This is a genomic window from Solidesulfovibrio sp., assembly GCF_029978005.1.
Taxonomy (GTDB): Bacteria; Desulfobacterota; Desulfovibrionia; order Desulfovibrionales; family Desulfovibrionaceae; genus Solidesulfovibrio.
The window spans coordinates 42,303-62,475 of sequence record NZ_JARKOZ010000123.1 but is presented as its reverse complement, the minus strand read 5'-3'; the positions used below and the strand labels follow the sequence as shown (position 1 = coordinate 62,475).

Annotated in this window: 15 protein-coding genes; 8 read left to right on the top strand and 7 right to left on the bottom strand. The window is 65.9% G+C overall.

Annotation, left to right across the window (positions count from 1 at the left end; all coding sequences use genetic code 11):
* Positions 1-37 precede the first annotated feature (37 nt).
* The 3 genes from Q1K70_RS14295 (at position 38) to Q1K70_RS14285 (ending at position 3,537) form a co-directional block, all read left to right on the top strand.
* Positions 38-1,006: a glycyl-radical enzyme activating protein gene (locus Q1K70_RS14295; protein ID WP_300160889.1), complete on the top strand. Its 969-nt coding sequence runs from the start codon at positions 38-40 to the stop codon at positions 1,004-1,006.
* Between the two features lie 118 nt (positions 1,007-1,124).
* Positions 1,125-1,772 (top strand): response regulator transcription factor, encoded by a 648-nt coding sequence (locus Q1K70_RS14290; protein ID WP_300160888.1) that lies wholly within the window; start codon positions 1,125-1,127, stop codon positions 1,770-1,772.
* Positions 1,773-1,839: 67 nt separating this feature from the next.
* Positions 1,840-3,537 carry a PocR ligand-binding domain-containing protein gene (locus tag Q1K70_RS14285; RefSeq protein ID WP_300160886.1) on the top strand — a complete coding sequence of 566 codons (1,698 nt, stop codon included), beginning with the start codon at positions 1,840-1,842 and terminating at the stop codon, positions 3,535-3,537.
* 184 nt (positions 3,538-3,721) lie between these two features.
* Here the strand turns inward: Q1K70_RS14285 and Q1K70_RS14280 are convergent, their stop codons facing one another.
* On the bottom strand, positions 3,722-4,357 hold the full coding sequence (locus Q1K70_RS14280) for a response regulator transcription factor (RefSeq protein WP_300160884.1): 636 nt from the start codon (positions 4,355-4,357) through the stop codon (positions 3,722-3,724).
* Positions 4,350-6,218 (bottom strand): sensor histidine kinase, encoded by a 1,869-nt coding sequence (locus tag Q1K70_RS14275; RefSeq protein ID WP_300160882.1) that lies wholly within the window; start codon positions 6,216-6,218, stop codon positions 4,350-4,352. Before Q1K70_RS14275 ends, Q1K70_RS14280 begins: the two co-directional genes overlap by 8 nt.
* A gap of 832 nt (positions 6,219-7,050) precedes the next feature.
* On the opposite strand from Q1K70_RS14275, the gene Q1K70_RS14270 reads away from it, so the two are divergent.
* The 5 genes from Q1K70_RS14270 (at position 7,051) to Q1K70_RS14250 (ending at position 15,539) form a co-directional block, all read left to right on the top strand.
* A complete protein-coding gene (locus Q1K70_RS14270) occupies positions 7,051-8,553 on the top strand; it encodes an outer membrane homotrimeric porin (RefSeq protein WP_300160880.1) in 1,503 nt (500 codons plus the stop codon).
* 310 nt (positions 8,554-8,863) lie between these two features.
* Positions 8,864-10,960, top strand: a complete 2,097-nt coding sequence (locus Q1K70_RS14265) for a methyl-accepting chemotaxis protein (RefSeq protein ID WP_300160878.1) — start codon at positions 8,864-8,866, stop codon at positions 10,958-10,960.
* A gap of 241 nt (positions 10,961-11,201) precedes the next feature.
* A complete protein-coding gene (locus Q1K70_RS14260) occupies positions 11,202-12,584 on the top strand; it encodes an SLC13 family permease (protein ID WP_300160876.1) in 1,383 nt (460 codons plus the stop codon).
* 69 nt (positions 12,585-12,653) lie between these two features.
* Positions 12,654-14,135: a UbiD family decarboxylase gene (locus Q1K70_RS14255; protein ID WP_300160874.1), complete on the top strand. Its 1,482-nt coding sequence runs from the start codon at positions 12,654-12,656 to the stop codon at positions 14,133-14,135.
* A 366-nt stretch (positions 14,136-14,501) separates the two neighbouring features.
* Positions 14,502-15,539 (top strand): LysR family transcriptional regulator, encoded by a 1,038-nt coding sequence (locus Q1K70_RS14250; protein WP_300160872.1) that lies wholly within the window; start codon positions 14,502-14,504, stop codon positions 15,537-15,539.
* Positions 15,540-15,793: 254 nt separating this feature from the next.
* Here the strand turns inward: Q1K70_RS14250 and Q1K70_RS14245 are convergent, their stop codons facing one another.
* The 5 genes from Q1K70_RS14245 to Q1K70_RS14225 all read right to left on the bottom strand — a co-directional run bounded on the left by Q1K70_RS14245 (position 15,794) and on the right by Q1K70_RS14225 (position 19,942).
* Positions 15,794-16,021, bottom strand: coding sequence for a non-oxidative hydroxyarylic acid decarboxylases subunit D (locus tag Q1K70_RS14245; protein ID WP_300160870.1), 228 nt, complete (start codon positions 16,019-16,021; stop codon positions 15,794-15,796).
* A gap of 20 nt (positions 16,022-16,041) precedes the next feature.
* The gene (locus tag Q1K70_RS14240) at positions 16,042-17,466 is read right to left on the bottom strand and encodes a non-oxidative hydroxyarylic acid decarboxylases subunit C (protein ID WP_300160868.1); all 1,425 of its coding nucleotides are present in this window, start codon (positions 17,464-17,466) and stop codon (positions 16,042-16,044) included.
* A 69-nt stretch (positions 17,467-17,535) separates the two neighbouring features.
* Positions 17,536-17,943: a hypothetical protein gene (locus Q1K70_RS14235; protein ID WP_300160866.1), complete on the bottom strand. Its 408-nt coding sequence runs from the start codon at positions 17,941-17,943 to the stop codon at positions 17,536-17,538.
* 1 nt (position 17,944) lies between these two features.
* Positions 17,945-18,532, bottom strand: coding sequence for a UbiX family flavin prenyltransferase (locus tag Q1K70_RS14230; RefSeq protein ID WP_300160864.1), 588 nt, complete (start codon positions 18,530-18,532; stop codon positions 17,945-17,947).
* Between the two features lie 27 nt (positions 18,533-18,559).
* Complete coding sequence (locus tag Q1K70_RS14225) at positions 18,560-19,942, bottom strand: SLC13 family permease (protein ID WP_300160862.1); 1,383 nt, start codon at positions 19,940-19,942, stop codon at positions 18,560-18,562.
* Between the last annotated feature and the right edge of the window lie 231 nt (positions 19,943-20,173).

Sequence of the window (20,173 nt, the reverse complement as noted above, 5' to 3'; positions counted from 1 at the left end):
TCCCCCGGGCCACCAAGCCAAGGAAACACGGACAGGCATGACGTTACGCAAGCGGTTCCAGCTGTACGCGCCCAAGGCCGCCCAGGCCGGGGAGCCCGTCGGGCTCGTCAGCGACTTTCAGCGGTTCTCCATCCACGACGGCCCGGGCATCCGCACCATCGTCTTTTTAAAGGGCTGCCCCCTGCGCTGCCAGTGGTGCCAGAATCCCGAGGACATGCTCCCGCGCCCGGAGCTCCTCTACATCCGCAACAACTGCATCGGCTGCGGCAAGTGCCTGGAGACCTGCCCGGCCCGGTGCATCACGGCCGACGGGCCCCACGGCGTGGCCATCGACAAGGCGGCCTGCCGCCTGCCCGAGTGCGGCGCCTGCCAAGCCGTGTGCTACGCCAACGCCATCACCATCTGCGGCCGCCACCTGACCGTGGACGAGGTGCTGGAGGAGGTGGAGCTCGACCGGGAGTTCTACGACCGCTCCGGCGGCGGGGTGACCTTTTCCGGGGGCGAGCCCTTCGCCCAGCCCCGGTTCCTGCTCGCCCTGGCCCGGGCGGCCAAGGCACGGGGGCTCGACACCGCCGTGGAAACCAGCGGCTACGCCGACTGGGAGGTCATGCTCCCGGTCATGGCCCACCTGGACACGGTGCTTTACGACGTCAAGCACATGGACCCGCAGGCGCACCGCCGCCTGACCGGCGTGGACAACGCCCGCATCCTGGACAACCTCCGGCGCGTGGACGCCCTGGGCCTGCCCATCCGCGTGCGCGTCCCCCTCGTTCCGGGGCTCAACGACGGGCCGGAAAACCTGCGCCGCACGGCCGCCTTCGCGGCCGAACTTTCCCATGTCGCGGCCCTGGACCTTTTGCCCTACCACCGCATGGGCGAGCCGAAATGGGGGCAACTCGAAAAGGACTACCCGCTGCGCGGCGTCTCCCCTCACGCCCGGGAGGAGGTCGTCGCCCTGGCGGCGCTCCTGGAGGGCTCCCCGGTGCGGGTCACCATCGGCGGCTGAGCGGGCGGCCCGGGGGCCGTTGTCGACACGGAAAGGGATGCCGCGTATAGGGTCGGGAAAAGAAGCGAAGCGCGAGCGGCGCGATCCGGGAACCCTCCAGGAAAAGGGACGGCGGCGCATGGAGATCCAGCCGATCAGGGTGTTTATCGCGGACGACCATCCCTTGCTGCGCATCGGCCTGCGCCTGGCCTTCGAAGGCATCGAGACCATCGCCATCGTCGGCGAGTCGGACAACGGCTTCGAGACCATCGAAAAAATCCAGAAGACCGTGCCCGACGTGGCGCTCATCGACATCGACATGCCGGGGCTGTCGGGCATTCCGGCCATCCGCGTCCTGCGCAAGGCCTTTCCGGCCATGAAGCTCCTGGCCCTTTCCACCTACAACGACACCAATTACATCAAGGACGCCATGAAGGCCGGGGCCGACGGCTACGTGCTCAAGACCATCGACATCGACGGCCTGGCCGGGCTCATCGCCGCCTTCCACGCCGGCCGGCCCATCGTCTCGCCCTACCTTGTCAACCTGTCCGCCGACGTGGAGACCGAGCCCCCTGCTCCCGGCCGGGACCTCGACAGCCTCACCCACCGGGAAAAGCAGATCCTCAAGCTCGTTTCCGAGGGCAAGAACAACAAGGAAATCTCCGACGCCCTGTACCTGAGCGTGCAGACCGTCAAGACCCACGTCAAAAACATCTTCAAGAAGCTCAACGTCAGCAGCAGGTTCGAGGCGGCCATCCTCGCCCGGGAAAGCGGCCTGTTCGCGTAGGTCCGCCCGGCCGTCCCCGGGGGCCGCGCTCCCCCGCCGTCCTCGCCCGAAGACGTCCGGCAACGCCATGAAAGAATCCATCCAGCTCCTGGACCTCATCCCCAAGGAGAAGCTCGACGAGATCCTCCAGGCCGTCAACGAGGCCTGCGGCATCGGTTCGGTCATCGCCGACACCGAAGGCCGCCCCATCTCCAGCGAGTCCAACTTCTGCTCGTTTTGCAAGGACTATTGCCGGGCCACCGCCGAGGGCCGCGCCCGGTGCTACGCCAGCGACGCCTACGGCGGCCGCATGTCCCTGGACTCCAAGGAGCCCTACGTCTACGACTGCCTCAACGCCGGTCTGGTGGACTGCGCCACGCCCATCATCGTGGCCGGGCAGCACATCGCCAACCTCAACGGCGGCCAGGTTCTGGAGGGCTCCATCCCCGCCCAGGACGCCGTGGCCCGGGCCACGCGCATCGGCGTCACGGACATCGACGGCTATTTGCAGGCCCTGCGCCGGATTCCGCAGGTCAAGCGGGCGCGGCTGCGCAAGATCGTCAACCTCATGTCCGTCATCACGCAGACCATAAGCGACATGGCCCTGCAAAGGATCATGCTTTCCCTGCAATCCAAGGAATACCTGAACAAGCTCATCAACAGCGTCTCGGACTGCATCATCTCGGTGGACACGGACTGCATCATCGACACGAGCAACGACCGCTGCGCCGAGGTCTTCGGCTGTTCCCTCAACGACTTCTGCGGCCAGTCCCTCATGCGGTTCGTCCAGGACCAGCACGTCCTTGCCGCCTACAAAACGAGCCTGGAACACGGCGGCCAGGACAACTTCCGCTTCGAGCTCACGGCCCTGACCGCCAAAAGGACGCCCTTTCCCGTGCAGATCTCCATCTCCCGGGTCAACGACGAATCCGGCAAGGCCGTGCGCTACGTGGCCATCCTGCGCGACATCACCGAGGAAAAGCGCATCGCCAAGATGAAGGAAGACCTGGTCGGCATGCTCACCCACGACATGCGAAACCCCATCCTGGCCATCGACCGGGCCCTGGAGCTCCTGGCCGCCGGACGCCTGGGCCCGATCAGCGACAACCAGGAGAAGATCCTCAAGCTGGCGCGCAACACCAACGACCAGCTCGGCAGCATGGTCAACGCCTTCCTCGACATCTTCCGCGACGAGAACGGCCGGTTCGAGCTGCACAAAAGCCACTACGACATCAACAAGATCATCAGCCAGTGCATCGAGGAGCACTCGCTGCTCGCCGAGGAGAAGGGGCTCGACGTCCGCTTCCTCCAGCACGGCCAGCGCCTGACCCTGCATTGCGACCTGTTCCGCATCAAAAGGACCATCAGCAACATCCTGTCCAACGCCATCAACTACAACGTCGTCGGCGGCAACATCCAGGTGAGCACCGCCAGCCTCGCGGCCGGCTGCATCGCCGCGAGCCCCTACCTGCCCCGGCAGTACAAGGGCCGGCTGGCCGACGGCCAAAGCTACGTCTGGACGGTGATCGCGGACACCGGCTTCGGCGTGCCCGAAGCCTACCAGGAAACGATTTTCGAGAAGTTCTTCACGGTCAAGACAGAGGAGGGCCTGGGCCGGCGGGGCATCGGCCTGGGGCTGGCCTTCAGCAAGCTCGTGGCCGAGGCCCACGACGGCTTCATCTTCTGCCGCACGCCGTCGCGCCCGGCCAGTTGCCGCCATACGCCCGGGGTCGAGTTCCACCTGGTGCTGCCGAGCCAGCCCCCCCAGGTCCGGCCCGGAGCGTGAGGCGAGGCCGGCAGGCACGGTCGGGGCAGGGACGGGGGGGCGGCGGCGGCGACGGTCGCCTCGGCCGGGCCGGAAGACGACCCGAGCCGGAGCCGGGCGCGGTGATGGCCGTCCGGTTCCCCGGGACGGCACAGACGTGGAAGCGGTCGATGCGCCTGTCGGCGACGGAGAAGTCGCCGAAAGCTCAGCCGTGCCGGCGGATGGCGAACTTGCGCAGTTCCTTCATGCTGGAGAGCCCGAGCTTGCGGATCAGCCGGCCGTAGTACGTTTCCACGGTATGGGCGCTGATGTTGAGCGACCTGCTCATCTCGGCGCTCGTTTCGCCGCGCCCCAGCCCGTCCAGGATCTGCTCCTCGCGCCGGCTCAAGGCGGCCTCCTCGCCATCGTACGGGGAAAGGACCCGACCGGCCAGGCTGCGCAGGGCCCCGGGGCTGGCGTAGCGCTCCCCGGCGGCGACCGCCTCGATGGCCGTGAGCAGCACGTCCGCGACCTCGCGCTTGGCGACGTATCCCCGGGCTCCCCGGGCGAAGGCCCGCTCGATGGTCCCCCGGTCCTCGTGCATGGAATAGATGAGCGCCGGAATGCCCCGGGCCGCCAGGTCGTCGATCAGGTCCAGCCCGGATTCCTCGGCCAGGGAGAGATCCACCAGGGCCACGGCGGCCCCGGAACCGTCGAGGCGGTCCAGGAGCTCCTGCCGGCAGCCGGCCTCGCCGCAGACCGTGTGCCCGACCTGGCGCAGCAGCAGCGACAGGCCGTTTCGCATGGCCGGGTGGTCGTCGATCAGGAAAATACGCGTTCCGGATGCAGCGGCGTCATTCATCGGCACCCTCCTGTCTTGTCCCGTCGGCGGCGCAGGCCAGGAAACAGGACACCACGGTCCCGCCGGCCGCGCCGTCGTCTATGGAAAGCTCCGCCCCGATCATCCTGGCCCGATAGGCCATGATCCGCAGGCCCAGTCCGCCTCCTGTCGGCCGCGCCGCCCGGCGGCCGACGCCGTCGTCGCGAACGGCCAGGGTCAGTCGCCGGTCCGGCCCGCAAGCCAAGGTTATGTCGATCCGGGTGGGCCTGGCATGCTTGACGGCGTTGGCCACCGCCTCCTGGGCGATGCGGTAGAACTGGACGAGGTGCTCGTTGCGGCAAGGCGCGCAGCCCAGATCCTCGCGATACGCGACCTCCACGCCGCTCGATTGGCCGACGCGCCGCGCCAGCTCGGCCAGGGACGGGCCGACGTCCCCCAGAGCGTGCTCCACCGGCCAAAGCCCGCGGGAGAGGTCGTAGGCCTGGCTGACCGAGTCCTCCAGCAGCAGGGAAAGATCCGAAACTTCCTCGGCCACGCCCGGTTCCGCGATGGATCGGCGCTCCAGGGCCGAGCAGCGCAACCTCGCGCCGGAAAGCTGCTGGCACAGGCCGTCGTGCAGATCGTGGCTCAGGCGGCGGCGCTCCTCCTCGCTGACGTTGACGATCTCCCGCTCCAACCGGGTGCGTTCGTCCATTTCCGCCAGCAGGACGGCGTTGTTGGCCTCCAGGGCCTGGGACAGGTTTTCCACCGACTTGAAGGCCGTGGAAAAACGCTGGGCCATGGCCAGGGCCTGGGACAGCACGAAGGCGAGCATGCCGACGGGCAGGAGGTGCATCGTGTTGAAGGTGAAGAGATTCCGATAGATGTCGCTCAGCGAGGTTACGGACAAGAGAATGTAGCCGAGAAAAAGAATCCGTGCGCCGTCGCGGCCATGCTTCAGACACAGGACGAGCATGACCAGAAAGCAGGCGTTGAGGAAAATGGTGACGACCGCCAGCCAACGCATCGCGCCGTAGATGACGATGCCCGGCTGCGTCAGGATGATGCAAACAAACACCACGCTCCTGATGTCGCAGACATACTGGATGAATACAATGAACTCATCCGGATAGAGCGATCGGTAAAAGCGGTACAGCACCGAGGCCAGGACGGCGAAGCAGATGAGGGCGATTTTGCCGACGACCAGGGGATCGGCCTGGGGCAAGAAGAGTTCGACCAGCCAGTCGGACGCGTCCAGCGTCACGTACACGCCGATGATCACCAGGCAGCCGAAGCCGAAATACAGAGGCGAGGCGTCCTTCTTCCTCAGGAAATACAGGGCGAAGTGATACACGGTCATCACCAGCAGGCTGCCGACGAAGAACATGGCGAAGGCCCAGATGCGGATGTGCTCCTTTTCGAGTTGCTCCGGCAGGCCCAGCCTGAGGGGATTTTGCATGCCTCCCCGGCCGTAATAGTGGTTGGACACCTGGAGCACCAGTTCGACCGGGGAGCCGTCGCTTTCGAACCGGGCCAGGACCAGGGAGCGGTGCGGGGTTTCCGTGGCGGCGCTTTCCCCCACCACGCCGCTTGCGGCGACGAGCTTCCCGTTGGCCCACAAGCGGTAGGCGGCGGAAACGCCGACGATGCGCACGGCCAGCGGACCGGCGTCCGTGCCGGGTGCGAGGCGCAGGCGGAAGGTGGCCTGCCCCTCGCCGGGCAAAGGCTGGCCGTCAAGCGCCTGTCCCTTCCAGAAGCCGGGAAAGCGCATGTACCCGGACGGCGGCGCGAGGCCGGCCGTGAAATCCTCCGGCGCGAGCAGGCGGTCCCAATAGAATTCCCACTCTCCGGCCAGGGCGACCGGGCCGTCGCGGGTCGGAGCCCACCCCGAAAGGTCGAGCACGCCCCTCCTGGCTCCGGGCGTCTCGTCGGAGGACCGGGCGCATCCCAGGACAGGGGCAAGGAGCGCAAGCGCCAGGAGGACGGCCGGCATCGGCCGGAGAATGCTCATCATGCGCATGCCGTCGGGTGTCGGGGGTGACTGCGACCGGATAAAGCGCCTCGTTTCGGTCCTCGACCCACAAAGCGGAGAGGGGCGATCGTCGCGCCGGCCGCGCCGCACCCGATTCCGCCGGCCCGGCAAGCGCGACCTGCGCCGCCCCGGGAGGGACACGCCCGGCCGGCCGGGGCAGGCCTCGGGGTATTCGCGCATCCGGCCGGCGGATAACCTTGCGACCTGTTTCTATCGTTGTTCCCGCGGAGAGGCAAATGCCGACTCCGGTCCAATGGCTGGAACGGCTGCCCCGCCCGCTCCCAGATCCGAGTTGCCGATGCCCCGCGCCCCAGAGCGGTTCAAGGCCTCTTCCGAGGCGGCGACGCAGTAATCGACATCCAGGGAAGACCTTTCAAACAACAGCCGCCTTTCCTCTCGGCCGACAGGGGCAATGATGCTTTTTCGGTATAGTCAGGTTGCAGAAAATGCTCTTGAAGCCCGTCAGTCGGCTGGGCATAAATTCAAACAGTTCTCTGTTGTTGACGACCTATAAGCAAATTCGATCCGGGATTCCGCTACGGGGGGCGGACTGCCGCTTCATTGCTGCACGTGTCCGGGGGTGTTCTCTTGCGATCTCGCCCCGGGCGCTTTTCTACCATGGGCATCAAGAAACATCCCGACGGGATGCGAGAAAAGGGAACGTCAATCGGCTGTTGCGCAACCTGTAACGAAGGGAGGAACGATGCGATTTGCCGCAGTGTTTGTCTTGCTGGCCATAGTCCTGGCGGCCGGTCCGGCCCGGGCGGCCACGGAAGTGAAGTTCGTCGGCGACGCGCGCGTCTACGGCGTCTACTTCAGCGGCCACAACTTCACCGGCTGGAACAACGGCGCCTGGACGTCCAACACGCCGACCTGGACCAAGGCCGGCACCAAGACCGAGGACACCTTCGAGGTCTGGCAGCGCCTGCGCGTGCGCACGGACTTCGTGGCCAACGAGGCCGTGAAGTTTCGCCTGGGCATCAAGATCGACAACGCCTGGGGCAACGGCACCTACACCGCGGCCAACCCCGACGCCAACGGCATCCTGGTCTACCAGGCCTTCCTGCAATTCAAATGGCCGGGCTGCGACGTCGAGGTCACGGCCGGCCTGCAGGACCTGAGCTTTCCCCAGAGCCCCATCTTCTCCGGCAGTCTGCTCTTCGACGACACGGCCGCCGCCCTGACCGTGCGCGCGCCGCTGATCCCGGACCTCCTCTCGCTCAACGCCGGCTTCGCCCGCATGATCGACACCAACCGCACCTACGACACCACCACCAGCCAGTCCGACGACGAACTGGACTGGTACTTCCTGACCCTGCCCGTGACCACGCCGGGCTTCAAGGTGACCCCCTGGGCCATCCTGGGCGTGGCCGGCAAGGGCACCGCCTTCTACACCACCTACGCTTCCACCTTCTTCCAGGCCGCCGTGGCCGAAGACCTGCTGTCCGCCGGCACCCTGGTCACGCCGACCAAATGGAAGAACCAGCAGAACCTCTATTACTGGGGCGGCGGCGCGTTCGAGGTCAACGCCCTGGATCCGGTACGCTTCTACGCCGATGTGATGTACGGCGGCGGCGCGACGGACGACCGCAAGAAAAGCAAGCGCGGCGGCTGGTTCATCGACTTCGGCACGGAATTCACCGGCTGGGACCTGCTCACGCCGCAACTCTTCGCCTGGTGGGGAACCGGCGAGGACTCCTCCACCATGAACGGCTCCGAGCGCATGCCCCACTCCCGCCCGGCCTGGGGACCCGGCGGCGGCTCGTTCCTGTTTGACGGCGGCCAGGCGCTGGGCAGAAACTCCAACATGGGCGTGGATCCGGTCGGCACCTACGGCCTGGCCGCGTCGCTCAAGAACATCTCCTTGGTCGAAAAACTCTCCAACACCCTGACCTTCGCCTACATCCACGGCAACAACTCGCCCAAGGCCGTGCGCTTCCTCAACTACTACCTGGGCGCCGGCGACCTCTACGCCGGCAGCAACCCGTATTTCAGCATGGGCCGAGACCTGACCAGCAACGAGCACGAGTTCGCCGTGAACCTCGACAGCGAATACTCCCTCTACGAGAATCTCAAGATCCGCATGGAGACCGGCTGGGCCAAGGGCGATTTCCAGGAGAGCGTCTGGGGACGCCGCCTGGTCCACAAAGTCGACGACATGGGCGGTTCCTGGAAGGTCGCCCTGGGCTTCACCTACAAGTATTGAGCCGGCTTCGCGCATCCGCCTCGCGTCGCGGATTCGCCGTCCGCCGCCGCGCGGCCGCCGGGGAGCGGCCCGTCCCGAGGTCGGGGCGGGCCGCTTTTTCATTCCGACAAGCGACACCGGCGGCATGCGCCTTGCGGACGCCGCATTCGTCTTCGGCATACTCGATATGCATAGAATGCAATGCAATCGCCTTGACCGGTAAATTTACCCTTGAATACATATAATGCAGAAGATGTTCGCCGCAAAACAGGACAAGGAAGGCAGACCGGTCGACACCATGTGAGAGAAAATCATCTAAAGCAGGTGCAACATGAAATTGAAGGCCAAATTCATATTGCCTACGATTGCGCTCATCATTGCAGGCATGTCCATCACCACCTGGTTCACCTACCAGCGAAGCACCGATTCGCTGCAAGAGATCTCCCTTGAAATGGCCAGAACCAATCTGGCTTCGCTCCTGTCCACCGTAGACCTCTGGATAGAGGACACGCGCAACGAGGTTCTTTCCATAAGCCACACGGCCACCATCGTCGCGGCCGCGAAGCAGTCCGCCTCCGAAAGCGAGGCCCTGGCCGCGGCCAGGGCCTTGCTCGCCGACGTCGTCTCCCGGCACCCCAACTACGACAACCTGTTCCTCATCGACGCCAAGGGCGTCATCCTGACCAGTTCCAACGACTCCCTCACCGGCAAGGACTTCGCCGCCCGGGAATACTTCAGGAAGGCCATGGAGGGGCGGCCCTATCTTTCCTCGCCGCTTTTAAGCGCCGACAAGGGCGAGCCGGTCTTCGTGGTCGCCGTGCCCGTGGGCGACGGCGGCAAGCCCCTGGGCGTGCTGGTCGCGGGCATCCGCCTGGGACTTTTCACCAAGGAGTTCGTCGATCCCCTGACCTCGGCCAAGGGCTACGCCTCCGTCGCCTCGGCCGACGGCCTGATCCTGGCCCACCCCCAGCGCGAATTCGTGGGCAAGCGCAACATCTTCAAGGATGCCGCCTACGGCAGCCGCATCGCCACCCAGTCGGCCGGCTCCCTCGACGTGGTCGAGGACGGCCAGCGCCGGATCATCCTCTTCAAGCGGTCGGAACATACCGGCTGGGTCGTGGGCATGGTCGTCAACGCCAACGAGGCCTTCGCCGACGCCAGGCATCTCGGCCTCGCCATCCTGGCCATGTCCGGAGGGATCGTCCTGATCTTCGTGTGCGGCGTCTGGGCCATCCTGTCCATCAACGTGCTGCGGCCGGTCGGCGCGCTGGTCGCGGCGGCCAGCCGCATCGCCGACGGCGACCTGGACACCGCCCTCGGGGCCGACCGCCGCGACGAGATCGGCTCCCTCCAGCGGGCCATGGCCAAGATGGTGGAAAACCTCAAGGGCAAGATCGGCGAGGCCGAATCCAAGGAATCCCTGGCCGCGGCCGAGACCGAAAAAGCTCGACAGGCCACGGCCGAGGCCGAGGAGGCCAGGCGGCAGGCCGAGCACGCCCGCCAGGCCGGCATGCTCCAAGCCGCAGACCAGCTCGAGGGCATCGTCTCGGCCGTCGACGCCGCCACAGGGGACATTTCGTCCCAGCTCGCCCAGTCCAGCCAGGGCTCCCAGGAACAGTCCAACCGCATCGGCGAGACGGCCACCTCCATGGAAGAAATGAACGCCACGGTCCTGGCCGTGGCCCAGAGCGCCTCGGACGCGGCCGAAACCGCGGATCAGGCCCGCCGCACGGCCAGCGACGGCTCGGACATCGTCACCCGGGTCATCCGGAGCATCGGCGAGGTCCAGGCCAAGGCCCTGTCCCTCAAGGGGGACATGCGCGAGCTGGGCCAGCAGGCCGAGGGCATCGGCCGCATCATGTCCGTGATCTCGGACATCGCCGACCAGACCAACCTGCTGGCGCTTAACGCCGCCATCGAGGCGGCGCGGGCCGGCGAGGCCGGGCGCGGCTTCGCCGTGGTGGCCGACGAGGTGCGAAAGCTCGCCGAAAAGACCATGGCCGCCACCAAGGAGGTGGGCGAGGCCATCGGCAGCATCCAGCACGGCACCCGCCAGAACATCGACAACGTCGAACTGGCGGCCAAGCGCATCGACGAGGCCACCGCCCTGGCCGGCCAGTCCGGCGAAACCCTGGCCGCCATCGTCGGCCTGGTCGACCGGACCACGGACCAGGTCCGGGCCATCGCCACGGCGGCCGAGCAGCAGTCCATCACCACCGAGGAGATCAACCGCAGCATCGCGGACATCAACCGCCTGGCCGGGGAATCCGCGCAGGCGCAGCACCATTCGGCAAATGTCGTGGCCGAGCTGGCCGGCCAGACCAAACGCCTGAGAAGCCTCATCGACGGCATGCAGTCCGCCACCGATGTCCTGCCGGGCCTGCCCGCGGCCGGCCCCTTGCGGCTCGTCGGGAACGCCGGGAAGTAGCCCCGCCCGGCACGGCCGCGCCGCCAGGCCCCTTGCCGGCGAGGCTCGCCGGCAAGGGGCCTCTTTCGCGCCCGGTCGGACGACTCCGAAACCGTAGGGGACGCAGGCCGCCCCTACTGCGCTTCGACAGGAACGGACTTGCAAATCATGCACGTTGGCGATGCGGAATATGCGATGGACACCGGACCGGAGAAGCATGATGAATTGAACAAATACTCATTCAGGAAGGAGCACGAGAGGGATGGCGAAAAACATCAGTATGATCGGATTCATCGGCGGCATCATTGTGGCTCTGCTCGTCGGCATATTGCCACTCGGCGACATCGCGCCCGCCGGGCAGCGATGCCTGGCCATCAGCTTGCTGGCCGTCATCTGGTGGGCGACCAAGGTCATGCATCCCGGCTACACCTCGGTCATCCTGCTGACCTTGTACGTCCTCCTCGGCGTTGCGCCGTCGAACATCGTGTTCGGCCTGTGGACGACGCCCATCATCTACATGATCATCGGCGCCTACCTCATCGCATCGGCCGTGAACGAGTCGGGCCTGGGCAAGCGCATCGCCTATTCCTACATCATCAAGTACGTCAATTCCTACCGCAGCATCATCGTCGGCATGTACGTGCTCGGGCTGCTGCTGAGCTTCATCATCCCCCATCCCTGGCCGCGCAGCTTCCTGATCATGTCCGTGGTGGGCATCATCGTCAAAAGCGCCAAGATCCCCGTGAAGGACGCCGTCAACATCGGCCTGGCCGTGTTCGCCGGCTCCGTGCCCACCTCCATGGTGCTCCTCACGGGCGACGCCACGGTCAACCCGGTGGCCGTGGAGATGTCCGGCCAGGCCGTCAGCTGGCTCGGCTGGCTGTGGATGATGGGCCTGCCCGGCATCGCCGCCACGATCCTGACGCTGGCCCTGCAGCTCATGCTCTACAAGCCCACGGCCGAGGTGCACGTGAACAAGGAGGAGATGCGCAAGCTCCTGGCCGACCTCGGCCCCCTGACCGGCGCGGAGTGGCGCTGCATCCTCTGGATCGGCCTGGCCATCGTGCTGTGGGCCACGGACAGCCTGCACAAGATCCATTGCGGCTGGATCGCCCTGGTCGTGGCCATGGGGCTGGCCCTGCCCAAGGTGGGCGGCGTGCTCAAGCCGAGCTCCTGGCGCGACGTGCCCATCGAGACCGCCTTCTTTCTGACCGCCGCCCTGGCCATCGGCCGGGTCGGGGCCGTCTCCGGCATGAACGCCTGGGTGGCCAGCGTGCTCTTGCCCTCCGCCGCCCCGGCCAACGCCTTCCTGTTCGCCCTGTTCGTCACCTGCATCGCCCTGGCCATCCACATGTGCCTGGGCAGCGTCATGGCCGTCATGGGCATCGCCATCCCCACGCTCATCCAGTTCGGCGACTCGGCCGGCATGAACCCGCTGGTGCCGTCGCTGCTCGTCTACATCGCCATCTTCATCCACTACATCCTGCCCTTCCACCACATGAACATCCTGGTGGGTCTGGGCGAGAAGCAGGGTCTGTACACGGACAAGGACGTCATCCGCTTCGGCGTCCCCCTGACCGCCATCGTCTTCATCCTGCCCCTGGCCGTGGTCGTGCCCTGGTGGAAGATCATCGGCCTTCTGTAACGGGCGGGCAACAACCGTTTACGGCCGGCACCGGCCGCAGACATACGCATGAAACCAGGAGGAGTTGCAATGTCCGATGCTTCGCAAAAGGTCGCCGTCACCGACCTGCGTTCCGCCCTGCGCCTGCTCGAAGGCGTCGAGGGGCAACTGCTGACCACCGACGTCACCGTGGATCCCATGGCCGAACTGTCCGGCGTCTACCGCTACGTGGGCGCGGGCGGCACGGTCATGCGTCCCACCAAGGCCGGTCCGGCCATGGTCTTCACCAACATCAAGGGCTACGACGACGCCCGGGTGGTCATCGGCATGCTGGCCAGCCGCAAGCGCGTGGCCATGCTGCTCGGCGCCGCGCCGGAAAAGCTCGGCTCCCACATGTGCCGGGCCCTCGAGCACCCCGTGGCCCCGGTCATGGTGGCGCGCGAGAAGGCCGCCTGCCAGGAGGTGGTCCACTACGCCACGGACCCGGGCTTCGACCTGCGAAAGCTCATCCCCGCCCCCACCAACACGCCCGAGGACGCCGGCCCTTACATCACCATGGGCCTGTGCTACGGCGCGGACCCGGAAACCGGCGAGGAGGACGTGACCATCCACCGCCTGTGCGTCCAGGGCGCGGACGAGATCTCCATGTACTTCGTCCCGGGCCGCCACCTCGACGCCTTCCGCATGAAGGCGGAAAAGGCCGGCAAGCCCCAGCCCATCTCCATCAGCATAGGCCTCGACCCGGCGGTCCACATCGCGGCCTGCTTCGAGGCCCCGTCCACGCCGCTGGGCTTCAACGAACTCGGCATCGCCGGCGCGCTGCGCGAAACGCCCGTGGAACTGGCCAAATGCCTGACCGTGGACGCCAAGGCCATCGCCAACGCCGAGATCGTCATCGAAGGGGAGCTGTTGCCCGACGTGCGGGTGGCCGAGGACCAGTTTTCCAAGACCGGCAAGGCCATGCCCGAGTTCCCGGGCTACAACGGCCCGGCCAAGCCGGCCCTGCCCGTGATCAAGGTCAAGGCCGTCACCCACCGCCCGCACCCCATCATGCAGACCTGCATCGGCCCCAGCGAAGAGCACGTCAGCATGGCCGGCATCCCCACCGAGGCCAGCATCATCGGCATGGTCGGCCGGGCCCTGCCGGGATTCCTGCAGAACGTCTACGCCCATCCCTCGGGCGGCGGCAAATACCTGGCCGTGCTCCAGGTGAAGAAGTCCGCGCCCCCGGACGAGGGCCGGCAGCGGCAAGCCGCCCTGCTCGCCTTCTCGGCCTTCTCGGAACTCAAGCACGTCATCCTCGTGGACGAGGACGTGGACCCCTTCGACACCAACGACGTGCTGTGGGCCATGACCACCCGGTTCCAGGCCGACGTCGACGTGGTGCCCATCCCGGGCGTGCGCTGCCACCCCCTCGACCCGTCCCAAACTCCGGAAATGAGCCCGTCCATCCGCGGCAACGGCATCGCCTGCAAGGCCATCTTCGACTGCACCGTGCCCTTCGCCCTCAAGGACAGGTTCCAGCGCGCCCCGTTCAAGGAAGTGGACTACACCCGGTTCCTGAAGGGCTAGCCTTGCCACCCTTGCAGCGTACGTCCGTGTTTTGAGGGAAACGGCACCTGGCGGCATGCCAGCTTGGAGGCCCGCTTGGAGGCGGGTCATTCCGGAACAGGGGCGCGGCGTCGGAGACGCCGCGGACCCGAACGGTCTGACGAGGACCCGCCTTCCCGGCGGGTCCTCTTTGCGCTGCTTGAGTATGAAAGGGCTGCATGCAGTCATGAAAGAAACACGCCGCCGAAAGCCTATAAAAGCGGCGGATAATGTTTCTTGAAAGCCGAGAGCTGATTTGTTATAAAAAAGAAGTCGTTTGAATATCGTGGTCTTTGTGGCTTTAGGGCCGGCAGTCCTGACCGCCGTCCCTGACGGGGAGTCTGCAGTATGATCGACCTGGTCGCGCTCGCACAGATCAATTTGAATCTCCTGCTTTCCCTCAAGGCGCTGCTGGACGAATGCAATGTCAGCAATGCGGCGCAGCGCCTGAACATCACTCAATCGACCATGAGCCGCAATCTCGCCCAACTGCGGGAGTATTTCCAGGATCCCCTGCTCGTACGCTCCGGCAAGGGCAACATCCTGTCGGCCAAAGCCCACGAGTTGGTCCCCAAGCTCGACGAGTTCGTGGGCTCCATCCAGTGCATGCTCTCCTCGAACTTCGTGCCGAGCCGCCAGACCAAGGAATTCATCATAGCCGCACCGGACTACGTCTCTCTTTATATTCTCAACGATTCCCTGATGTTCATCAATGCCCAGTTCGACAAGATCAATTTCACCATCGTCAACTGGGACCGCTTCGCCAAAAAGATGCTGATCGCCGGCGAGATCCACCTGGCCATCAGCATCGACGACACGTTCCCTTCCAACATGTTCCGCCGGGTCGTGGACGAGGATTACCTGGTGTGCGTGGCAGGGGCCCGGCATCCCCTGGTCGGCCAGGACGCCTTGCGCCTGGAGGATTTCGTCGCCCACCCCCACGTCAGCGTGGTGACGGGCGGAGGCTGGGAGAAGGTCGTGGACCGGCCGCTGCACAATCTGGGGCTTCGCCGCAACGTCAAGCTGCGGGTGCCTTCCTACCGCCTGGCCTTCAACGTGGTGGAGAACACCGACTTCTTGGCGGTCGTGCCCATGCACGTGGCCCGCAACAGCCCCGACGCCCGGGATCTCAAGCTTTTCCCTCTGCCTTTCGAGACCCAGACGGTCAAGATGTCCCTGTGGTGGCACGAGAGCCATCACAACGACTGCGCCCACAAATGGCTGCGCGAGGTCCTGTTCCCGAAGCTGCTCGGCCATCCCAAGCATCGCGGCCTGTCGGCCGAACGCTCCCATGGCTCCGTCCGCCCGGCCGCGCCTTCCGTGGAGGAACGCTTTTGCCCCGGGGCGCAATGTCGCGGCGACTGGCTGGCGGAGACGGCGGAATAACCCGGCCCGGCAACGCCGACGGCTCCCCGGGAAGCGTCGAGGGGCGACGCGGGCGACGGTGCGGCTGACTCGGCCGGCCGATCGGGCGAGCGAGGCGGCACGAACAAAGCCGTCCTTCCGGCGCGCCGCCAGCGCAGCGGCCTCATGAACATCCGTGGCGACGACGCCGGGCGGCCAAACGCAACGACGGAGCGCGCCTGGCGGCGCGCTCCGTCTGCGGCGGGGAGTCCGGCACGGACTCGGTGTTCAGGCGGCTACTTGCGCAGCGGCGGGATGGGGCACGGCGTCAACAGCTTGTCCAGGTCCACGTTGACCATCTGAAAGAACGGGTCCCTGGTGGCCGGATCGAGCATCTTGGCCGGTTCGGTGTTGCGCCAGCCGTAGTTGCAGCGGGCGCACTTGTATATTTCCCAGGCGCCGCTTCCGTCGGGCGCCTTGGCCACCACGGAAGCCTCACCCTCGAGGCAGCGAATGCATTTCATGTCTTTCTCCTTTGCCGCACCTAGCGGGCGGCAATCTTCTGGTGCATGTCCGACAGGATCTTCTGGAAGGCGGCGGACTCGGGGATGAGCTCCACCATCTTCACGTCGCGCATCTTGGGCTCGGGGGCCACCGGCGTGGTGCAGTCGATGATGACCTTGCAGCCCATTCCGGGAGGTTCGGAACCCGGATCGAGCGGCATGCCCGGCGTGGACGGGACGACGATGACGTCCTGCGGCCCGCGGATGCGGGTGGACATGGCCCACATGACCTGGACCAGGTTGAAGGGATCCACGTCGGCGTCCACCAGGATGATGTTTTTGACGTAGGAGATGCCGTGGGGCGTGGAGGCGGCCCGGAAAGCCACGGACTTGGCGTAGCCGCCGAGCCGGCTCTCCATGGCGATGATGACCGTGAGCCCGTGCTGGTACAGGGCGTTGACCGCCTTGACCTCGGGCATGGTCTCGCGCAGCTGCTTGTGGATCGGGATGCAGGTGTTAAGGCCCAGCAGGGTGTCGATCTCGGTCCAGGGCCGGCCCAGGTAGAGGTTCTCGAAGATCGGATCGCGGCGATGGGTGACCCGGTGGATCTTGATGATGACCTGTTTGCGGGCCCCGGAGTAGCTGCCCGGGAACTCGCCGAAGGGGCCTTCGCACACGCGCACGCGCGGCACGATCTCGCCTTCGAGCACGTATTCCGCCCCGGCCGGCACGTCGAGCTTGCCGTCGGTGGTCTTGGCCAGCTCCATGGGCACGCCGTTTATGGCCGCGGTGTACTTGTACTCGGACTGGTCGTAGGCGATGGGCGTGCTGGCCATGAACGACAGCATGGGATCCACGCCCAGGCAGATGGCCACGGGCAGGGCTTCGCCGCGCTCCTCGGCCTTGCGCATGTGGATGGCGATGTCGTGGAAGGGCAGGCCCTGCATGGCGATGGTGTTGGCGTCCTGGACCTGCAGGCGGTAGATGCCCACGTTTTGCTTGTCGAAGTTGTCGGGGTCGTCCGGGTCCTTGGACACCACCGAAGCCTTGGACAGGTAGAACCCGCCGTCGTTCTCGTTGACCTTGTAGACGGGCAGGAGCTCGAGCAGGTTGAAGTCGTCGAGGATGACCTCCTGGCAGGCCGGATCATCGACCCACCTGACCTCGCCGGGATAGCTGTCCCAGCGCCTGGCCAGCTCGAAGAACTGCTCCTTGAGGCTGGTGGTCTTGGGCATGCCGAGCATGAGCGCATGGTTGGCCCAGGAGCCGTGCACGTTGACCGCGATCTTCTTGCCCTTGTAGCCCTTGACGTTCTCGATGAGCACGGCCGGACCGGTGGGGCCGATGTCGGCCGAGGCGCGGCTGATGGCCCGGATGTCCGGTTCGGGCATGACCTCGTCCGTGTAGTGGACGAGTTGCCCTTCCTGTTCGAGTTTTTCCAGGAACTGCCGCAAATCCTTGAACATGGGGAACCTCCTCGTTGCGGGTTCGCGTTGCAGGTTACGGGTCGGTCGTCGTCCGGAGCCAAGGCGGGCTCAGGGCTCGCCAGGCGTCCGGGACGAGGGTTGACGGAGCAGTCGTATTTCGGCGGTCAGGCTCTCGGCCATTTCCAGGGCCAGGGAGCGCACCTCCCGGATTTCCGTTTCCGTGGCGGCGTCCAGGTGGATGCCGCAGGCCACCGCCACGGTGACGCCGAGTTCGCTGGCGAGCTTCAGCGCCAGTTCGCGGGCCAGCAGATCCTCCTTGTGGCCGGGGGAGGCCAGGACCGAGGCCGTGGCGCTGCCCGTCCGGGAATCGGCCAGGCTCGGCCGGGGCAGGGCCAGGGCCACCGCCCCGATGTGCGCCCTGCCCCCGCCGTAGAGGGCCACGGAGAAGTCCTCTCCCATGGGCACGGCCCTCAGCGTCAGCAGGAGGCGGTCGCGGAAATCCGTGATCTCGATCATGTCATCGCTCCCGGATTTGCTGTCCGTTCCAGCGTTTGAAGCCCGGGGCCTCGAGGCCGAACTCGTGCATGATCTTGCCTACGATGTGGCGCTGCACGTCCTCGAGGGTCTTGGGGTGGTTGTAGAAGGTCAAAACCGGCGGCATGATGACCACACCCATGGAGGCCAGGTCGACCATGTTGCGCAGGTGCACGAGGTTCAGCGGCGTCTCGCGCACGGCCAGCACGAGCTTGCGCCGTTCCTTGAGAACCACGTCCGCGGCGCGCAGGAGCAGGTTTTCCGAATAGCCGTGGCTGATGCCGGCCAGGGTCTTCATGCTGCAGGGCACCACGGCCATGCCGGCGGTGACGAAGGTGCCGCTGGCGATGGTGGCCCCCACGTCCTCGATGGGATAGGCCGCCGTGGCCAGGGCCTCGACCTCGGCGCAGGTCATGTCCGTTTCGTGCTCGATGGTCCGTCTGGCGCCCTGGCTGTAGACCAGATGGGTCTCCCAGCCTTCGACCTGGCGCATGGCCTGAAGCAGCATGATGCCCAGGTTGGCGCAGCTTGCGCCGCTTATGCCGACGACCAGGCGGTTTTTCGCGTGCATGGGCGTGTTCTCCCGGTTGGTTGCGGACTACAGCAGGCCGATGAGCTTCCACCAGGGGATCTGCACCAGCATGGTCACGATGAAGACCACGGCCGTCAAAGGCACGCCCAGCCTGATCACCTCGCGGTCTCCGTACATGCCCTGCTTCTCGCCCAGGCCCACCAGCACGTTCATGTGGTGGAAGGGCAGCACGAAGTGGATGGAGATGGCCGTGAAGACGAGCAGAGCCGGGACCAGCGGCGGCAGGCCGGCCGTGGTGCCGAACTGGATGAGCGTGGGGATGGCGATGCCCATGACCGCCAGCACGCTGCCCAGGCACATGTGCAGGGCCACGGCGATGATGGAGACGAAGCCGGCGAACAGGAAGGGGTTGGACGGGGCGTGGCTCGGCAGCAGGACCGAGGCCAGCCACTGGTTCATGCCCGCGTGGTCGCCCACCTTGCCGATGGCCAGGGCGGCGGTCAGGAAGAACAGAGTGGCGATGGGCACGTCGCTCCACGAGGCCGGGGTGAGCACGCCGCCGATGCGCGGCAGGCTCATGGCGATGGCCGCGTACAGGGCGACCCAGCCGGGATGGATGTGGTGCACGCTGTCCGTGACCCAGGCCACGATGGCCAGTCCCACCCAGAACAGGCAGCGGCGTTCGGTCGGGGAAAGGGGCCCCATGTCGGCCAGGTTCTTGGCCACCGCCGCCTTGTCCAGGCAGAACTGGCAGGTCGGCTTATAGAGCATGAGCTGCAGGAACATGGTCAGGGCCGAGGCGATGATGCCCGGGATGCCCATGTACCACAGCCAGCCCAGCCAGCTGACGTTGGCCCCGGACATGCCCACGGTGACGACGTTGATGATGCTGTCGCCGGTGAGCAGGATGGTGGAGGTGGGCGCAGAGCCGGCGAACACGGCCAGGCCGATGTTGGCCGCGTCCTTGAGGGGCAGGTTGGCGCTGCGGATGATCATGGCCATGACGGACATGATCAGGAAGCTGCGCGGCCAGGGATGCGGGATGAGAAAGCTCAGCAGGAAGCCGAGGACATAGGCCCCGACGACGATGCTGTTGTAGGAATTGATGTAGCGCAGGATGTAGTGGTAGGCGATGCGCTTGCCCAGGCCGCTGTCCCGCACGGCCGAGGCGATGAGGTAGCCGCCCACCACCAGGTAGACCAGCGGCGTGCCCCACAGGCCGAAGACGACGCCGCCCGGCGCCACGCCCAGCACCACGTAGCTGCCGAGCAGAAACAGCGACACGTATCCCGGATGGGCGACGCTCATGGCCCACCAGACGACGGCCAGAAGGCTGAGCGCCAGACACTTCTTTCCTTCGGGAGCCAATCCCTCCATTGGTATTGCCCAGACAAGCAACGCAAGGACAATGCCGCCTACGAATCCGATGAGACTTTTGTTCTTTCCCACGACCTCCTCCTTTGAAATGTAGAATGTCGATTCCTCTTTCGAACAAGCACTCGAGTGCCGACTGCCGTAGCGTAAGTAATGACTTGATTCCAGGTCATGCAGGAAAGCCTTTCGCAAGCTCTTTATAACGCAACCGGCGCGGCCTTTTTCAAGGCCAATTTGCGAAAGGTCGGTATCAACAATTCGTATAGATGCTTCTGGCGAACAACCAACCGAAGGTTCGGTCACGGC